Source organism: Nocardia violaceofusca NBRC 14427, from assembly GCF_963869435.1.
GTDB lineage: Bacteria > Actinomycetota > Actinomycetes > Mycobacteriales > Mycobacteriaceae > Nocardia > Nocardia aobensis.
Genome location: NZ_CAWMPM010000036.1, coordinates 1 through 17,000, shown reverse-complemented (window position 1 = coordinate 17,000; position 17,000 = coordinate 1). Strand labels below are relative to the sequence as shown.

Here is a 17,000-nt window from a genome sequence, read left to right as displayed (position 1 = left end):
TATCGGCGCGCCCCGCGAGCCCTGCGGCCCTCCGCGAACATCTCGCAATACCGGTACCACGTGAGCGCGGTATCCTTCTGTGGCACAACCACTTCCGCCTCTCGTATGCTTGAACTCCGAGCGGTTGGGGGGTACCCGGTGAAACGTCTGCTGATGTTCGTCCTGGCGGCCGTCGCGGCGCTCTCGAGCTACGACTACGCACGCTCCCCCGGCCACATCGGCATGGCGGTGGCGGCCGGGGTCGTCATCACGATCTGGTTGACCGCCAAGGCAATCGACTGACAGGCGTGTGGCCCCCGACCGGGTCGGGGGCCACACGCGGTTGCGCGGTCACGCACCGGCAGGCACTCGCTCACGCCGAGCCGGCGACCGGAACGTCGTCCACGCGAGCGCCGCCGCCAGCACCGCGATCCCCGCCGCGGCACCGAATGCCGCGGAGAACCCGTCGGTGAGGGCATCGGCGTCACCGATACGGTCGGCTCCGGCGGCCGAGGCGATCGCGGTCACCACCGCCAAGCCCAGCGCCGATCCGATCTGATAGCCGGTGTTCACCAGACCGGACGCCAGGCCGCCCTGCTCCGGCCGCGCCGCGGAGATGGCGGTCTGCAGCGACGGGACGAAGGCCAGCGACATCCCGAACGCGGCCAGCAGCGATCCGGGCAGCACGTCGATCCAGAAGTTGCCGTCGGCCCGGATGAAGGTCAGCCAGACCAGACCGGCCCCCAGGACCAGCAGTCCGGTGACGATCATGGCGCGAGCGCCGAAGCGCGCGAACAACTTCGGTGACACCGCGATCATGCCGACCATGATCAGGGCGGCCATCGGCAGCAGAGCCGCACCCGACGGGAACGCCGAGTAGCCGAGAACCTGCTGCAGATACAGGTTCAGGAAGAACCACATCGGCACCCAGGCCGCGCCCAGCAGGACCTGAGCCAGATTGGCCGCACCGAGATTCGGCGCCCGGAAGATCGACAGCGGCATCAGCGGTTCCCGGCGACGGGCCTGCAGCACCAGGAAGGCCGCCAACAGGACGACCGCGAGCGCCAGGACGCCCCACGTCGATCCGGAACCCCAGCCGACCTCGGGGGCACGGACGACCGCGAAGACGGCCGCGCCCAGGCCCAGCGTCGCGGTCAGGGCACCGAGCACGTCGACCGAACCGCCGGACGCGGCCGCCCCGCCGGGAACCAGCACCGCGGCCGCGACGACGGCCAGCGCGGCGATCGGGATGTTGATGTAGAACACCCACGGCCACGAGGCGTACTCGGTGATGAGCCCGCCGAGGAATACGCCGGCGGTACCGCCTGCCGGGGCGGCGGCGCCGTAGAACGCGAACGCGGTGGTCAGCTCCTTGGGATTCGACCCGAACACCATCATCAGAAGTGTCAGCGCAGAGGGGGCGATCAGTGCGGCGCCCGCACCCTGCACACCCCGGCCGATCAGCTCGACCGCGGGCGATCCGGCGAGTCCGGCGACCAGCGACCCGGCGCCGAGCACCATCCAGCCCGTCTGAAAGATGCGGCGAGCACCCCAGATGTCGGACAGGCGTCCGCCGAGCAGCAGCAGGCCGCCGAAGACGATGACGTAGGCGTTGAAGACCCAGGACAGCCCCTCCTGCGAAAAGCCCAGGGAATCCTGCATTTTCGGCAAAGCCACCCCGATGATCGAGGTGTCCATGATGACCATGAACTGCGCCAGCGCGATCAGTGCCAATGCGAACCAGCGCCGCGACGGCGGCGCGGATACCCGAGTGGACATAGGAATCCTCACTCCTCGGTTGCGGGCGCATCCGCTGCGCCCGTGGAATTTCCGACTCGTTCTGTATACCCCCTAGGGGTATCTGACCGATACGGAACGCCGTTGTGATTCAAGTCATACCCCCTCGGGGTATGACCCTCCGAGGTTGACGTCTCTGCGACCGCGAAAGGAAAAGGGCCCGCCGGTCATTCGACCGGCGAGCCCTTCACGATCCCGAAAGGATCAGTCGCGCAGTTCCGGCGGCAATCCGAACAGCGGGAACAGGCGATCGGTGTCGAGGAAGAAGTTCAACCCGCTGATCGCGGGACCGTCGAATTCCAGCACCGTGATCGACCACGGCGAGAAGACCCCGGGCTCGTCGGTGGGTTTGTACTGGCCGAAGGCCGGCAGTCCGTTGGCGCCGTCCAGCGGGATCAACCGCGAACCCCGGCAGGCCGAGGGCCCTTCCGACAGCATGAACCGAGCGACGTTCTCCGGACCGGAGACCCACAGCTCGATGGGCGGCATCGACAGCGCCACATCCTGTTTCAGCAGCGAGGTGAGCGCATCCATGTCGTAGGCCTCGAAGGCGCGCACGAAACCGTCGACGAGTTTGCGCTGGCTGTCGTCGGATTCGTCGTAGCCGCTCGACTCCGAGGGCTGCACCTTCGACATGGTCGCGCGCGCCCGCTGCAGCGCGCTGTTCACCGAGGCGGGCGACATCGTCAACATCTCGGCCGTCTCGTTGGCCGAGAACCGCAGCACCTCCCGCATGATGAGAATCGCCCGCTGGGTGGCCGGCAGATGCTGACAGGCCGCCACGAACGCCAACCGCAGCGAATCCTTGGTGCTGGCATGTTCGGCCGGGTCGGCGCCGAAGGCCAGCGCGTTCGGAATCGGCTCCACCCACACGTAATCCGGCTGCGGCGGCGGCAGCGGACTGTCCGGACTCGACGGCCCGGACAGATCCATCGGCCGAGCCCGGCGCTGGGGCCCGTCGAGCATATCCAGGCAGATGTTCGTGGTGATCTTGTACAGCCACGATCGCAGGCTGGACCGGCCCTCGAACGAGTCGTAGGCCTTCCAGGCCCGAGTGAAAGTCTCCTGAACCGCGTCCTCTGCCTCGAACGAGGAACCCAACATCCGATAGGCGTAAGCACACAGCTCCCGCCGGTAACTCTCGAATTGCTGCAGCACGTCGTCGACGGTGCCGGCGGAAGCTTGTTCGCTCATGCGGATCACTGTGGCACAGGGCACCGACAGAAAACACCCCGGAAGTAGGGGCATGGACACGGACGCCGTGCTCAGCAGGCCGCAGCCATGCAATGGCGCTCGACGGATGGACGGCGGACGAACGTCGCCGCCGGCGGCGACACGAAATCGCCGCGCCTTCACTGTGATCGCGGGGCGCGGCGATATCGATTGCCAGTTATTTACTTCGGCGAGCTATCTATTTCTGCGTGGCTATTTCGAGGATGCCTGGGATTCCTCGTCGGCCGGGCGCGAGCGGGCATGTTCGTTGGCCCACCGGTAGTCGGGCTTTCCGGCCGGCGAACGCTTGATCTCGTCCACGAACCACAGGCTGCGCGGCAGTTTGTAGGAGGAGATCTCCTTGGTCAGCACCGGACGCAGTTCCTCGAGCGTCGGACGGTCGCCACCGCGACACTGCACGACCGCGGCCACCCGCTGTCCCCAGCGCTCGTCCGGCACACCGATCACCAGCGCGTCGAAGATCTCCGGATGGCATTTGAGCGCGCCCTCGACCTCCTCCGGGTAGATCTTCTCGCCGCCGCTGTTGATGCTGACCGACCCGCGGCCCAGCATCGTCACGGTGCCGTCCTCCTCGACCCGGGCGAAGTCGCCGGGGATCGAGTAGCGAACGCCGTTGAACTCCTTGAACGTCGCGGCGGTCTTCACCGGGTCGTTGTAGTAACCGAGCGGGATGTTGCCGGTGCGCGCCAGCACGCCCACCTGACCGGAGCCGGGCGCGACGGGGTTGCCCTCCTCGTCGATGACGGCGGTGGAGGCGTCGATCTTGACCCGGGGACCACCGGTGTGGGTCGCCCCCTTGGCCGCCACCGACAGGCCGCCGAAACCGGTTTCCGAGGAGCCGATGGAATCGGTGATGACCGTATTCGGCAGCAGTTCGATGAACTCGTCCTTCAGCGCCGGCGAGAACAGCGCCGCACTACTGGCCATCGCCCACAGATTCGCATGCTGGTACGGCTCACCGGTTTCCGGATGGCCTTCCTTGAGGGCGTCGAGCATCGGCCGCGCCATGGCGTCACCGGTGATGAAGATGAGGTTCACCCCGTGGCGGTCGATCGCCTGCCACACGGTGTGGGCGCTGAACTCCGGCAGCATGATCGTCTTGCCGCCGTCGAACAGGCCGTGGAAGGTCGCCGACTGCGAACCGCCGTGGATCATCGGCGGGATCGGGTAGCGGACCATCTGCCCACCGGCGGCGCCGGCCTTGGCCTGCTGCCACTCGTCCTCGATCGCCTCACCGGTGACGAAGTTGATGCCGCCACCGAGCACCCGCCACCAGTCCTCGTGCCGCCACATCACGCCCTTGGGCATGCCGGTGGTGCCGCCGGTGTAGATCATGAAGATGTCGTCGTTGGAGCGGTCGCCGAAATCGCGCTCGCCGTGCGAAGCAGCCAGTGCCGCTTCGTATTCCACCGAATCCGCGGGCAACGGCACCTCGGCTTCGGTACCGTCGTTCACGGCGATGACCGTCTTCAACTTCGGCGTGTTCGGCCGCACGGCCGACACCTTGTCGCTGTAGCGACGTTCGTGAATCAGCGCGACCATATCGGAATTGTCGAAAATGTATTGCAACTCGTTCTCGACGTACCGGAAGTTCACGTTGATCATTACTGCCCGCGCCTTGAAGATCGCGACCATGGCCTCCACGGCCTCGATCGTGTTGCGCGAGTAGATGCCGACCTTGTCACCCGGCTGCACACCCTGTTCTTGCAGGTAGTGCGCCAATCGGTTGGCCCGGTCCTCCAGCTCGGCATAGGTCACCGAGCGGACGTCGTCGGCCAGCGCGACACGGTCCGGCACGAGGTCGATGGTGTGTTCGACAAGGTCCGCTATGTTGTAGCTCACAGGACCAAAATAGAACGTGTTCTCACGCCTGACAAGACTTGATTTACACAGTTTACTAATTCCGCCGAAGCGGCAGCGGGTTTTGCCGGAACGCGTATTCTGCAACGCCGACGAGCCCGCCGGCACAGCCGGGCGGGCTCGAGGGCGCGCGATCGAGGACGCCCCACACAGGGCAGGACGGTAAGGGCGTCCGGACTCGATCGGCGAGACTGCGGCTACGCGGGCACGTAACGCTCGCGCAGCTTGCGCTTGTACAACTTGCCGTTCGGATCGCGCGGCAGTTCGGGCAGGTAGTCGATGCTCTTGGGCAGCTTGTACTTCGCCAGGCGAGCCGCGGCGAACTCCATCAGCTCCCGGGTCAGCTCGCCGTCGGCCGCGACCCCTTCGGCCGGCTGCACGACCGCCTTCACCTCCTGACCCCAATCCGGATGCGGGATACCGAAAACCGCGACGTCGGCGACCTTGGGATGGGTGATCAATTCACCCTCGATCTCGGCCGGATAGATGTTCACACCCCCGGACAGGATGAGGTCCGAGCGTCGGTCGTGCAGGAACAGATAGCCGTCGGCGTCCATATGCCCGATGTCGCCCACGGTGAACAGATCGCCCACCCGCGCGTCCTCGGTCTTCGACTTGTCCTTGTGGTACTCGAAGTTGGAGCCGCCCATCTTCATGTACACCTGACCGACCTCGCCGGGCGCGACCTCGTTGCCGTCCTCGTCGAGCACCTTGACCACCGCGTACGGCCACGCCTTGCCGACCGAACCCGGCTTGCGCAACCACTCCTCGCCCGAGATCGACGTGCCGCCGCCCTCGGTCGCCGCGTAGTACTCGGTCACGACCGGCCCCCACCACTCGAGCATCCTGCGCTTGGTCTCCTGCGGGCACGGCGCGGCGCCGTGGATCATGCAGCGCAGCGAGGAGACGTCGTAGCGCGCCCGCACCTCCTCCGGGAGAGCGAGCAGACGGTGGAACTGGGTGGGGACCATATGACTGTGGGTCACCCGATGCGTGTCGATCAGCCGCAGCATCTCCTCCGGATCCCACTTGTCCATCAGAACCACCGTGTGCCCCAGCTGAATCGAGATCGAGGCGAAGTTCAGCACGGCGGTGTGATAGAGCGGCGAGCCGCAGATGTGCACATGGTCGTCGAAGGGCTGGATGCCGAACAGTCCGAAGAAGCCGGTCGCCTGCGGGCCCACCACATCGGGATCGGCGCCGGTCAGCGGACGCCGAACTCCCTTGGGGCGTCCGGTGGTTCCCGAGGTGTAGAGCATCGGCGCACCGGTGGTCCGGACGTCGGGGCGCCCGGACTCCCCCGCGCCCAGTTCGGTCAGAGGCTGGAAACCGTCGATGCCACCCACCGAATACCGCGCGCTCGCAGGCACATTCGCCTCCTCGGCGGCGATCGACGCCGCCTCGGCGAAGCGCTCGTCGGCGATGAACACCTTCGCCTCGCTGTCGCCGAGGATGTAGGCGACCTCCGGACCGGTCAGATGCCAGTTCACCGCGACGATGTACAGCCCGGCCTGATAGGCCGCGAAGTACACGGCGAGCGCTTCGGTGGTGTTGTGCACCATCGACACCAGCACATCGCCGGGCTGTAAACCCTTGGCCTGCAAGCCTCGTGCGATGCGGTCGGCCTGATCGGACAGCTCCCGGTAGCCGACCTCCCGCCCCGACGGATCGACGACCGCGATCCGATCGGGGTCGGTGGCCGCGATATTCCACAGTCCCAGCTTCTGCGCCGGCTCCATCGAAGTCACTCCTCAAATCTAGAACGTGTTCTACATCTGAACAAGGGGGGCGAGGCGATGCAGCTGCGCCACGTCACGAACCGTCACCAGCAGCATTCCGACGCCCGCCGCCTCCCAGACCTTCAGCTGGGAGCGCACATGGTCCTCGTCGCCGATGATGGCGGTATCGAGGATCAGCTGGTCCGGAATCACGGCGGCGGCCTCGTCCTTGCGGCCGGAGCGGAACAGCCGGGTGATCTCGTCGACCTCGGCGCCGTAACCCATCCGGCGATAGACCTGGGCGTGGAAGTTCAACTCCTCGGCGCCCATGCCGCCGATGTAGAGCGCCATCACCGGTTTGATCCGATCGATCTCGGCGCGGGCGTCGTCGGTGATGATCACCTGGCAGCTCGCCGCGATCTCGAAGTCCTCCCGGGAACGCCGGGCACCGGGCCGGGCAAACCCCTCGTCGAGCCATTCGTCGTACATTCCGGCCAGTCGCGGGGTGTAGTAGATCGCCAGCCAGCCGTCGGCGATCTCGGCCGTCAGCGCCACGTTCTTCGGCCCCTCGGCGCCGAGCCAGATCGGCAGATCCGCACGTAGCGGATGGGTGATCGGCTTGAGCGGTTTACCCAGGCCGGTCGAGCCGGGCCCGTCGTAGGGCAGCCGGTACTGCGCGCCCTGGCTCACCACCGGCGCCTGGCGGGCCAGCACCTGGCGGATGATGCCGACGTACTCCCGGGTGCGCTGCAACGGTTTGGCGAACGGCTGGCCGTACCAGCCCTCCACCACCTGCGGACCGGAGACGCCCAGGCCCAGGATGTGGCGGCCACCGCTGAGGTGATCGAGGGTCAGCGCGGCCATCGCGGTCGCGGTGGGAGTACGGGCGGACAGCTGCACCACGGAGGTTCCCAGCCGCACCCGCTGGGTGGACGAGCCCCACCAGGCCAATGGCGTGAAGGCATCCGAACCCCAGGACTCGGCGGCGAAGACCGCGTCGAATCCGGCCTCCTCGGCGGCCACCACCAACTCCCCGGCGTTGGGCGGCGGCCCCGCACCCCAATATCCGAGCTGCAATCCGAACCGCATCGTCGACTCCTTCCGCCGAGCCCGTCGCCGGACACCTTTCCAGGTAGCTCTTGCCACCAGAATAAGAACCTGTTCTACTCGATATCGTGACCAATGGGAACACCATGACCGGCGTAATCGCGAAAGGCAGCGGTCCGGAAGCGGAACCCGCACCCGAGGTACTCAGCGCCGAACTGCGGATGAAGTTCGACTACACCCGATCGGTCGGACCGACCATCGGCCGGTTCCTGACCGGACTGCGCGAGGGCCGGATCGTCGGCGTCCGCGGCAGCGACGGCCGGGTGATCGTGCCGCCGGCGGAATTCGATCCGGTGACCGCGGAGCGGCTGACCGACTTCGTCGACGTCTCCGATGTCGGCACGGTGCAGAGCTGGAGCTGGGTCGCCGATCCGCTGCCCGGCCAGCCGTTCGACCGCCCCTTCGCCTGGGCGCTGGTGAAATTCGACGGCGCCGACACCGCGGTGCTGCATGCCCTCGACGTGTCGTCTCCCGACGAGGTGCGCAGCGGATTGCGCGTGCGGGTGCGCTGGGCCGCCGAACGCAGCGGCAGCATCCACGACATCGCCTGCGTCGAACCGGGCGAGACCTCTTCGGCCCCAGCCGGTTCCACCTCGTCGGATGCCGATGCGGCCGAGCCGGTCACCGGCATCGTCACCCCGATCGACCTGCGGTACAAGCACACCGCCTCGCCGACGGAGACGCGGTATCTGAAGGCTCTGGTCGAGGGCCGCCTGATCGGCGGTCGCGCCGACGCCGAGAGCAAGGTGTACTTCCCGCCCCGCGGCGCCGACCCGATCGACGGCCGCCCGACCGACGAGATGGTCGATCTGCCCGATACCGGCACCATCACCACGTTCTGCATCGTGAACGTGCCGTTCATGGGCCAGAAGATCAAGCCGCCGTACGTCACCGCGTACGTACTGCTCGACGGCGCCGATATTCCGGTGCTGCACCGGGTGCTGGGCTGTGACCCCAGCGAAGTCCGCATGGGTATGCGCGTGAAGGCGGTGTGGAAGCCGCGCGAGGAGTGGGGTTACACGCTGGAGAACGTGGACCACTTCGAGCCCAACGGCGAGCCGGACGCGGACTACGACAGCTACCGGCACCACCTCTAGGAGCGAAACACCTTGAGCGACAACGCAACAGATATCGCGGTGGTGGGCTTCGCCCACGCCCCGCATGTCCGTGAAACCTACGGCACCACCAACGGTGTCGAAATGCTGGTCCCGTGCTTCCGGCAGCTGTACGACAAGCTCGGCATCGGCGTGTCCGATATCGACTTCTGGTGCTCGGGATCCTCCGATTACCTTGCCGGACGCGCCTTCTCGTTCATCTCCGCGATCGACTCGATCGGCGCCGTGCCTCCCATCAACGAATCGCACGTCGAAATGGACGCGGCCTGGGCGCTGTACGAGGCGTGGGTGAAACTGCGCTCCGGACAGGCCGATACCGCCTTGGTCTACGGCTTCGGCAAGCCGTCGGCAGGCACGCTGCGGCAGGTGCTGACGATGCAGATGGATCCGTACCTGGTGGCCCCGCTGTGGCCGGACGCGGTATCGGTGGCCGGCTTGCAGGCCCGGGCCGGGCTCGACGCCGGAAACTGGACCGAACGCGATATGGCCGCGGTCTCGGCCGCCGACGACGCCGAGATCGAGAAGCGGCTCGCCGCACCCTATGTCGCGAATCCGCTGCGCGAACATGACATCGCGCCGATCACCGACGGCGCCGCCGCGATCGTGCTGGCCCGCGGCGACAAGGCGCGCGAGCTGTGCGAGCGGCCGGCCTGGCTGACCGGTATGGCGCACCGCATCGACACCCCGATGTTCGGCGCGCGCGATCTGACCACCTCCCCTTCCACCGCGGCCGCGGCCAAGGCGGTGCTCGGCGGGGATGCGAGCGGATTCGATGTCGCCGAACTGCACGCGACCTACAGCCACGAACAGCTGATCCTGAAGCAGGCCATCGGGCTGAGCGAGTCCACCCGCATCAACCCCTCGGGTGGTGCGCTGGCGGGCAACCCGATGTTCGCCGCCGGTCTGGAACGAATCGGCTACGCGGCCAACGAAATCATGAACGGCACCGCCGAGCGAGCCCTCGCACACGCCACCAGTGGTCCGGCGTTGCAGCAGAACTTGGTGGCCATCCTGGAGGCTGGACGATGACCAATCAAGCCGCCGTACTCGGCACGGGACAAACCCATCACGTGACGAAACGGACCGATGTCTCGATGGCCGGTATGTGCCGCGAGGCAATCGATCGCGCACTCGAAGATGCCGATCTGACCATGGCCGATATCGACGCGGTGATCGTCGGTAAGGCGCCGGATCTGTTCGAGGGCTCGATGATGCCCGAGCTGTTCATGGCGGATGCCTTGGGCGCCACCGGAAAACCGCTGCTGCGCGTGCACACCGCGGGGTCGGTCGGCGGTTCGACCGGCGTGGTCGCCACCAACCACGTGCAGGCCGGCGTGTACCGCCGGGTGCTGGCGATCTGCTGGGAGAAGCAGTCCGAATCCAATGCCATGTGGGCCCTGTCGAATCCGGTGCCGTTCACGATGCCGGTCGGCGCCGGCGCGGGCGGGTACTTCGCACCGCATGTGCGCGCGTACATCCGGCGGGCCAACGCTCCCCTGCACATCGGCGCGATGGTCGCGGTGAAGGATCGCCGCAACGGCGCGAAGAATCCGTTCGCGCATCTGCGCCAGCCCGATATCACCATGGAATCGGTACTCGCGTCCCAAATGCTGTGGGACCCGGTGCGTTTCGACGAGACCTGCCCGTCCTCCGACGGCGCGTGCGCGATCGTGATCGGCGACGAGGACTCGGCGAAGGCGGCCGAGGCATCGGGTAAGAAGGTCGCGTGGGTGCACGGCACGGCCATGCGCACCGAACCGCTGGCCTACTCCGGCCGCGACCAGGTCAACCCGCAGGCCGGACGCGACGCCGCGGCCGCGCTGTGGAAGCAGGCCGGGATCACCAATCCGCTCGAGGAGATCGACGCGGCCGAGATCTACGTCCCGTTCTCCTGGTTCGAGCCGATGTGGCTGGAGAACCTGGGCTTCACTCCCGAGGGCGAGGGCTGGAAGCTGGTCGACGCGCGCGAGACCGAGATCGGCGGGAAGCTGCCGGTCAACCCCTCGGGCGGCGTGTTGAGTTCCAATCCGATCGGCGCGTCCGGGATGATCCGCTTCGCGGAGGCGGCCAAGCAGGTAATGGGCCGGGCGGGCGATTACCAAGTCGAGGGCGCCCGAAAAGCGTTCGGCCATGCCTATGGTGGCGGATCACAGTACTTCTCGATGTGGGTAGTGGGCTCGGAACCACGGTGACACGCAATTCCGCCGGCATTTCCGGTTCACCGGATTGCCGGCGGAAAGCACATTTGCAATTCCATCAGCAAATTCACCGAAACCACCGAGCCGGGAGTCCGAGATGACCACAACCACCACCGAACATCCGGCGCGCCTCGCCGGACGGGCCTCACAGGCCGCGGTGCGCGCCCGGGACAAGGAGGCGTGGCTGGCGCTGTTCGCCGCCGACGGCATCGTCGAGGATCCGATCGGCCCCTCGGTCTTCGATCCCGAGGGTGTGGGCCATCGCGGCCGCGACGCCATCGCGGCGTTCTGGGACAAGGCGATCGCCCCCACCGAATCCATCGATTTCGTCTTCGGCGACTCCTTCGCCTGCGGCAGCGAGGTGGCCTTCACCGGGCTGATCCGCACCCAGCTGGGCGGACATGTCATCGACGCCGAGGGCGTGTTCACCTACAAGGTCGACGACGCCGGGAAGATCGTGGCGCTGCGGGCCTTCTGGGAAACCGATCGCGCGATGGGCACCATGCGCAAGCAGTGAGACCGCCGCACGAACAACAGGGCGGGCACCCACCGGGTGCCCGCCCTGTTCGTGTTTCAGCGCGCGAATCAGGCCTTCGTTTTGTAGTCGACCTGGAATTCCTTGATGCCGTTGAGCCAGCCCGAGGTCAGGCGCTTGGGGTCGCCGAGCTTGGTGATATCGGGCAGGTGGTCGGCGATGGCGTTGAAGATCAGGTCGATCTCCAGCCGCGCGAGGTTGGCGCCGATGCAGAAGTGGGCGCCGGTGCCACCGAAGGACAGGTGCGGATTCGGATCGCGAGTGATGTCGAAGGTGTACGGATTCTCGAACACCTCCTCGTCGAAATTGGCCGAGCGGTACATCAGCAGGACGCGCTGGCCCTTCTTGATCTGCACCCCGGACAGTTCGGTGTCGACCAGCGCGGTCCGCTGGAACGAGCTCACCGGAGTGGCCCAGCGGATGATCTCGTCGGCGGCGGTGGCGGGCCGCTCGCGCTTGTAGAGCTCCCACTGCTCCGGGTTCTCCAGGAACGCGATCATGCCGTGGGTGATGGCATTGCGGGTGGTCTCGTTACCGGCGACCGCCAGCAGGATGACGAAGAAGCCGAACTCCTCCGAGGTCAGCGCCTCACCGTCGATATCGGCGTTGACCAGGGTGGTGACGATGTCCTCGGCCGGTTGGGCCTTGCGGGCCTCGGCCATCTGCCAGGCGTAGCCGAGAATCTCCATCGACGAGGCGGCCGGGTCGGCATCGCTGTCCGGATCGTCGTAGCCGGTCATCTCGTTGGACCACTGGAAGACCTTCATCCGGTCTTCCTGCGGGACGCCGATGAGTTCGGCGATCGCCTGCAGCGGCAGCTCACAGGCCACCTGGGTGACGAAGTCGCCGGCGCCGCTGGCCGCGGCCGCGTCGACGATCGACTTGGCGCGGGCGGACAGCTCCGCGCGCAGGCCGTTGATCGCGCGCGGGGTGAAACCCTTGGAGATCAGTTTGCGCAGTTTGGTGTGTTCGGGCGCATCCTTGTTGATCAGGATGTGGCGCTGCAGCTCGATGGCCTCGCGCGGAATGTCGTCGTTGAAGCGGGGAATCGCGGTGTTCTCGTAGGTGGAGAAATCGTCGCGCCGCGAGACCTCCTTGACATCGGCGTGCTTGGACACGACCCAGAAGCCGTCGTCGTGGAACCCTCCGACCTCCGGAGACTGCGGGTTCCACCAGATCGGCGCGGCCCGGCGCAGCTCCGCGAACTCTTCGACGGGAATGCCGCGGGCCCACATGTCGGGATCTGTGGCGTCGAACCCCTCGGGGAGGTTCGGAGCTACATGGGTGTCAACCACCAGTTGTCTCCTTCGACTAACTGAAACACGTTCTACCTTCATTGCAGCATAGGTGGTATCAGTAGTAAAGAAGCCATAGTCCGCCCTCAGTACATCCACAGAACTTGTTCCAGTTTCTGTGCTGATACGGATCCTGTTCGAAAGGTTGAAGTTATGGGCACCCCCGTCATCGTCGAGGCCGCGCGCACCCCCATCGGCAAACGCAACGGCTGGCTGGCCGGCCTGCACGCCGCCGAGGTGCTCGGCGCGGCCCAGCGCGGCGTCCTCGAGCGCGCACAGCTCGATCCGGCGCTGGTCGAACAGGTCATCGGCGGCTGCGTCATGCAGGTCGGCGAGCAGAGCAACAACGTCACCCGCACCGCGTGGCTGCACGCCGGACTCCCCTGGCAGGTGGGCGCGACCACCATCGACTGCCAGTGCGGTTCCGCCCAGCAGGCCAACCATCTGATCGCCGGGCAGATCGCCCAGGGCGCGATCGACATCGGCGTCGCCTGCGGCGTCGAATCCATGAGCCACGTCCCGCTGGGCGCGAACGTGGGCGAGAACGCCGGCCCCCGCCGCCCCGCGAGCTGGGATATCGATATGCCCAATCAGTTCGAGGCGGCCGAGCGAATCGCCAAGCGGCGCGGCATCACCCGCGACGACATCGACGAATTCGGCGTGCGCTCACAGCGTTTGGCCGCCCAGGCCTGGGCGGAAGGGCGTTTCGACCGTGAGGTGCTGACCATCGCCGGCGCGCCGCAGGTCGACAAGGAGGGCACCCTCACCGGCGAGACGCTCGACGTCAACCGCGACCAGGGTCTGCGCGAGACCAGCCGGGAGAGCCTGGCGAAGCTGAAGCCGGTGCTGGAGGGTGGAATTCACACCGCCGGCACCTCGTCACAGATCTCCGACGGCGCGGCCGCGGTGCTGCTCATGGACGAACAGGCCGCGGCGCGTGCCGGACTGAAGCCGCGGGCTCGCATCGTCACCCAGTGCCTCGTCGGCGCCGAGCCGGAGTTCCACCTGGACGGTCCGGTGCAGGCGACCACGCGCCTGCTGGAGAAGTCGGGCATGAGCATCGCCGATATCGATCTCTTCGAAATCAACGAGGCCTTCGCCTCGGTCCCGCTGTCGTGGGCGTCGGTACACAAGCCGGATATGGATCGGGTCAATGTCAACGGCGGCGCGATTGCGATCGGACATCCGGTCGGCAGCACCGGGTCACGTTTGATCACCACCGCCCTGCACGAGCTCGAACGCTCCGACAAGTCGATTGCAATGGTCCTCATGTGCGCCGGTGGCGCACTTGCGACCGGGACAATCATCGAGCGGTTGTAATACCGAACAGATTTCCTCCCTAGTTGAACGTTCATCCTCACAGCCCCTGGACGTGTCGTACGCCACACAAACTGCGATACAGACAAACGGATGAGATGTCAGCTATCTTCCGGTTATCAATGGCCCGTTGAACGAGACTCGTTCGACGGGCCAGAACCGGAGCGTACTGCCCCTCGACCAGTGAGGGCGCGTTGCCCCGCAAACGTGCCGACGCTGAACAGTTCCCGGACGGCCGACCTGGAAGCTTCAAGGAAATCCTGAATCAGGCGTAGGTTTTCAGTTACTCAGCCGCTAATATCAATGATACGTATCCGAGATAACGACTGTTAGTACAGCGAAGGGAATTGGGCGGCTCACAGTGGCTGATTTCGCGGCGCGGCTGAACAAGCTGTTCGAAACCGTGCATCCCCCGGGGCGTAAGCCGCACACCAATGCCGAGGTGGCGGCAGCGCTCACCGCCTCCGGGCATCCGATCTCGAAACCGTATCTCTCGCAGTTGCGGTCGGGTCAGCGGACGAACCCCTCAGATGAGACGGTTGCCGCACTGGCAAAGTTCTTCAAGGTCAAACCGGACTACTTCTTCAACGACATCTACGCCGCCAAGATCGACCATGATCTGGAGTTGCTGTCCCAGCTGCAGGGCTATGGACTGCGTCGGCTGTCGAGCAGGGCGTTCGATCTCTCCGAAGAGTCGCAGAACCTCCTGACTTCGATGGCCGAAAAGCTCCGGGCGAGTGAGGGTCTGCCCGAGGTTCCACCGGACGGCACGGAATAGCAAGTTGGACAAGGCAACACAGTGCGGCACTCGGAACCGCACTGTGTTGTCTTGTGACCTGAGACGGACCGCCGCCCAATCGGTCCGGTCGCGTCGATGATCAATCCGCCTGTGCGACCGCCGATTTCCGGTCGGTCGCGGTGCGCTCGAAGGCGCGGGCGATCGCCTGCACCCAACCGCGCGGGCTCAGTCCCTCCGGCGGTGCGATCCAACGGGCGTCGACGATGTCGTCACCGAGCGGATTGCGGGCCCAGCGGGCCACCCGTTCGGCGCGGTCGGTGACCGAGCGGGCGGGTACACCGGCCGCCGCCAGCTCCATGCCGCCGCCGGTCTGCAGATACAGCGCGTCCATGATCTGCGCGACCTGATCGGAAGCCCTGAGCTGGGTGGCCGACACCGTCTGCTCGTGCGCCACCACCTCGGGGAAGCGCTTGATCAACGTGCGATGCAGGGCCCGAATCTGGCGCAGCAGCAGGCGCGCCCGCACCCAGAGCTCGATCACGATCCATACCGCGCCGACCGCGATCAGCAGGCTCGCGAGCTGCCAGGCCGGCCAGAACCAGCCCGGATCGCCGGGCCGCACGGGTTGTTCACCGATCGCCAGCCGCCGAATCGACAGCGCCGCAAGCACACCCGCGACCACCGTGCCGGTGGTGTAGAGCGCGATACCGCGTCCCAGCGCCGTCCAGTCCAGATTGCGCAGACCGGTGACAGCGATGAAGGCGCAGCCGAGCAGGGTCATGACCCAGCCGAACACCATCGACCACCCGATGGTGGCGGCGATGACCAGCGCGCCGAAACCGTAGACCATCCAGGCGATCTGGCGCAGATTTCGACGCGAGACCACCGGCCAGGCGGCGGCCGCCACCACCGACGTGGCCACCGCGAACAGCAGCCAGGTCGCCACCACCAGCCGGTCGGCCAGCGCTGCGCCGTTGATGCCCTGCGGCAGTGCGTGATCCACCGCGACCGCGATCTCGGGGATGCCGAGGGTGGCCGCGGCGGCCACCGCCGCGACCGCGATCACGATCGCCACCCGGGCCGTGGTCGCGGGCTTCACCAGGACGCGACCGATGCGGGCGCCGGCCGCCATCCACACCAGCAGGGCCGTCAACCAGAACGTCATACCTACCCTGTCCCTCTCGTCGAACGACCGCAATTCATCCGAGCCTTCGTCGGATGACCGAGGGGCCCTCCGTGGTTACGCAAGCTGCCGCCTCCGGGCCCCTCCGTCATCCGCGCCTTCGTCGGATGACCGAGGGGCCCTCCGTGGTTACGCAAGCTGCCGCCTCCGGGCCCCTCCGTCATCCGAGGGCCTCGTCGAATCGGAGCACCGAGACACCGGCGCCGCGGTTGTTGAAGACGCGCAGGCGGGTCATCAGCATGCCGGCGAAGGTTTCGGCTTCCCACTCGTACTGTTCGTCCTGCCCGTCGTCGACGATCTGCTGATGCGCGCGCTGGGACAGCATGTACGCGATCAGATCGTCGCCGGCCTCGAGCGTCACCTCGGCGGCCGGTTCACCCGGGTGGTCGAAGACCACATGGCCCAGTTCGTGCGCGAGGGTGTGGTCGCGGCTGGGCAGGGCCGCGGCCAGCACGATCACGTCCTTGTCCGGATAGCTGCGGCGCTGACCGCAGACGCCCGGACCGAGCTGAGCATCGGCGATTTCGATCATGCGGCCGCGTTCGGCCGCGATCGCGAGGACCACCTCTTCCAGGGTGGTGGCGTCGAAATCGGCGGCGACGGCGCACACCGCGTCGACGGCGGCGGCGACGCGGCGGTAGGAGCGGCCCGTCTGAATCCGGCTCTCGGTCATCTCGCGCCCCCTCAGGCCCTCGGTCCGAAGAATTCCGCGCGTGCGGCGTCGATGCGCGCCTGTGCGGCGGAGGCACTCTGGAAACTCACCGCGCCGGAGCCGGCCGCGGCCAGCGCCATGGCGATCACGCCGCCGAGCACGGCCAGCGTCTTCACCTCGGGCAGTCCGCTGGTGGCAGCCGTCGGGCGCACGGCCGGATTCGGTTGAGCCAGTGCGGGCGCCGGGGCGGCCGGCGCCGCTGGGGCGGGCGC

At 66.8% G+C, this 17,000-nt stretch carries 15 protein-coding genes and 1 pseudogene; 7 read left to right on the top strand and 9 right to left on the bottom strand.

Annotated features, from left to right (window positions below):
• Positions 1 to 138: 138 nt before the first annotated feature.
• Positions 139 to 282, top strand: a complete 144-nt coding sequence (locus AC5592_RS27410; RefSeq protein ID WP_156511190.1) for a hypothetical protein — start codon at positions 139 to 141, stop codon at positions 280 to 282.
• A gap of 48 nt (positions 283 to 330) precedes the next feature.
• On the opposite strand, the gene AC5592_RS27405 is transcribed toward AC5592_RS27410, so the two are convergent.
• From AC5592_RS27405 to AC5592_RS27385, 5 genes are all read right to left on the bottom strand, one after another.
• The gene (locus AC5592_RS27405) at positions 331 to 1,758 is read right to left on the bottom strand and encodes an MFS transporter (protein WP_063065905.1); all 1,428 of its coding nucleotides are present in this window, start codon (positions 1,756 to 1,758) and stop codon (positions 331 to 333) included.
• A 222-nt stretch (positions 1,759 to 1,980) separates the two neighbouring features.
• Positions 1,981 to 2,970: a sigma-70 family RNA polymerase sigma factor gene (locus tag AC5592_RS27400; protein ID WP_063065904.1), complete on the bottom strand. Its 990-nt coding sequence runs from the start codon at positions 2,968 to 2,970 to the stop codon at positions 1,981 to 1,983.
• A gap of 231 nt (positions 2,971 to 3,201) precedes the next feature.
• Positions 3,202 to 4,851, bottom strand: a complete 1,650-nt coding sequence (locus AC5592_RS27395) for an acyl-CoA synthetase (RefSeq protein ID WP_036497659.1) — start codon at positions 4,849 to 4,851, stop codon at positions 3,202 to 3,204.
• 215 nt (positions 4,852 to 5,066) lie between these two features.
• A complete protein-coding gene (locus tag AC5592_RS27390) occupies positions 5,067 to 6,608 on the bottom strand; it encodes an acyl-CoA synthetase (RefSeq protein ID WP_063065903.1) in 1,542 nt (513 codons plus the stop codon).
• 30 nt (positions 6,609 to 6,638) lie between these two features.
• Complete coding sequence (locus tag AC5592_RS27385) at positions 6,639 to 7,676, bottom strand: LLM class F420-dependent oxidoreductase (protein WP_036497654.1); 1,038 nt, start codon at positions 7,674 to 7,676, stop codon at positions 6,639 to 6,641.
• A gap of 104 nt (positions 7,677 to 7,780) precedes the next feature.
• Here AC5592_RS27385 and AC5592_RS27380 point away from each other — a divergent pair, with 104 nt between their 5' ends.
• The 4 genes from AC5592_RS27380 (at position 7,781) to AC5592_RS27365 (ending at position 11,524) form a co-directional block, all read left to right on the top strand.
• Positions 7,781 to 8,791, top strand: a complete 1,011-nt coding sequence (locus tag AC5592_RS27380; RefSeq protein ID WP_051024170.1) for a Zn-ribbon domain-containing OB-fold protein — start codon at positions 7,781 to 7,783, stop codon at positions 8,789 to 8,791.
• A gap of 12 nt (positions 8,792 to 8,803) precedes the next feature.
• Entirely contained in the window at positions 8,804 to 9,838 is a 1,035-nt protein-coding gene (locus AC5592_RS27375; RefSeq protein WP_036497653.1) for a thiolase family protein, read from the top strand.
• Positions 9,835 to 11,001: a thiolase family protein gene (locus AC5592_RS27370; protein ID WP_036497652.1), complete on the top strand. Its 1,167-nt coding sequence runs from the start codon at positions 9,835 to 9,837 to the stop codon at positions 10,999 to 11,001. Before AC5592_RS27375 ends, AC5592_RS27370 begins: the two co-directional genes overlap by 4 nt.
• A 103-nt stretch (positions 11,002 to 11,104) precedes the next feature.
• A complete protein-coding gene (locus AC5592_RS27365) occupies positions 11,105 to 11,524 on the top strand; it encodes a nuclear transport factor 2 family protein (RefSeq protein ID WP_036497651.1) in 420 nt (139 codons plus the stop codon).
• Positions 11,525 to 11,592: 68 nt separating this feature from the next.
• On the opposite strand, the gene AC5592_RS27360 is transcribed toward AC5592_RS27365, so the two are convergent.
• The gene (locus AC5592_RS27360; RefSeq protein ID WP_051024169.1) at positions 11,593 to 12,777 is read right to left on the bottom strand and encodes a cytochrome P450; all 1,185 of its coding nucleotides are present in this window, start codon (positions 12,775 to 12,777) and stop codon (positions 11,593 to 11,595) included.
• A 213-nt stretch (positions 12,778 to 12,990) separates the two neighbouring features.
• On the opposite strand from AC5592_RS27360, the gene AC5592_RS27355 reads away from it, so the two are divergent.
• Positions 12,991 to 14,157, top strand: coding sequence for a steroid 3-ketoacyl-CoA thiolase (locus AC5592_RS27355; protein ID WP_036497647.1), 1,167 nt, complete (start codon positions 12,991 to 12,993; stop codon positions 14,155 to 14,157).
• A gap of 358 nt (positions 14,158 to 14,515) precedes the next feature.
• Positions 14,516 to 14,932, top strand: a complete 417-nt coding sequence (locus AC5592_RS27350) for a helix-turn-helix domain-containing protein (protein ID WP_014348820.1) — start codon at positions 14,516 to 14,518, stop codon at positions 14,930 to 14,932.
• Between the two features lie 100 nt (positions 14,933 to 15,032).
• On the opposite strand, the gene AC5592_RS27345 is transcribed toward AC5592_RS27350, so the two are convergent.
• From AC5592_RS27345 to AC5592_RS27335, 3 genes and pseudogenes are all read right to left on the bottom strand, one after another.
• Positions 15,033 to 16,058 (bottom strand): hypothetical protein, encoded by a 1,026-nt coding sequence (locus AC5592_RS27345; protein ID WP_036497644.1) that lies wholly within the window; start codon positions 16,056 to 16,058, stop codon positions 15,033 to 15,035.
• Positions 16,059 to 16,236: 178 nt separating this feature from the next.
• Positions 16,237 to 16,749: an ImmA/IrrE family metallo-endopeptidase gene (locus AC5592_RS27340; RefSeq protein ID WP_063065902.1), complete on the bottom strand. Its 513-nt coding sequence runs from the start codon at positions 16,747 to 16,749 to the stop codon at positions 16,237 to 16,239.
• A gap of 11 nt (positions 16,750 to 16,760) precedes the next feature.
• Positions 16,761 to 17,000, bottom strand: a pseudogene (locus tag AC5592_RS27335) (cell surface protein); the annotation flags it as partial.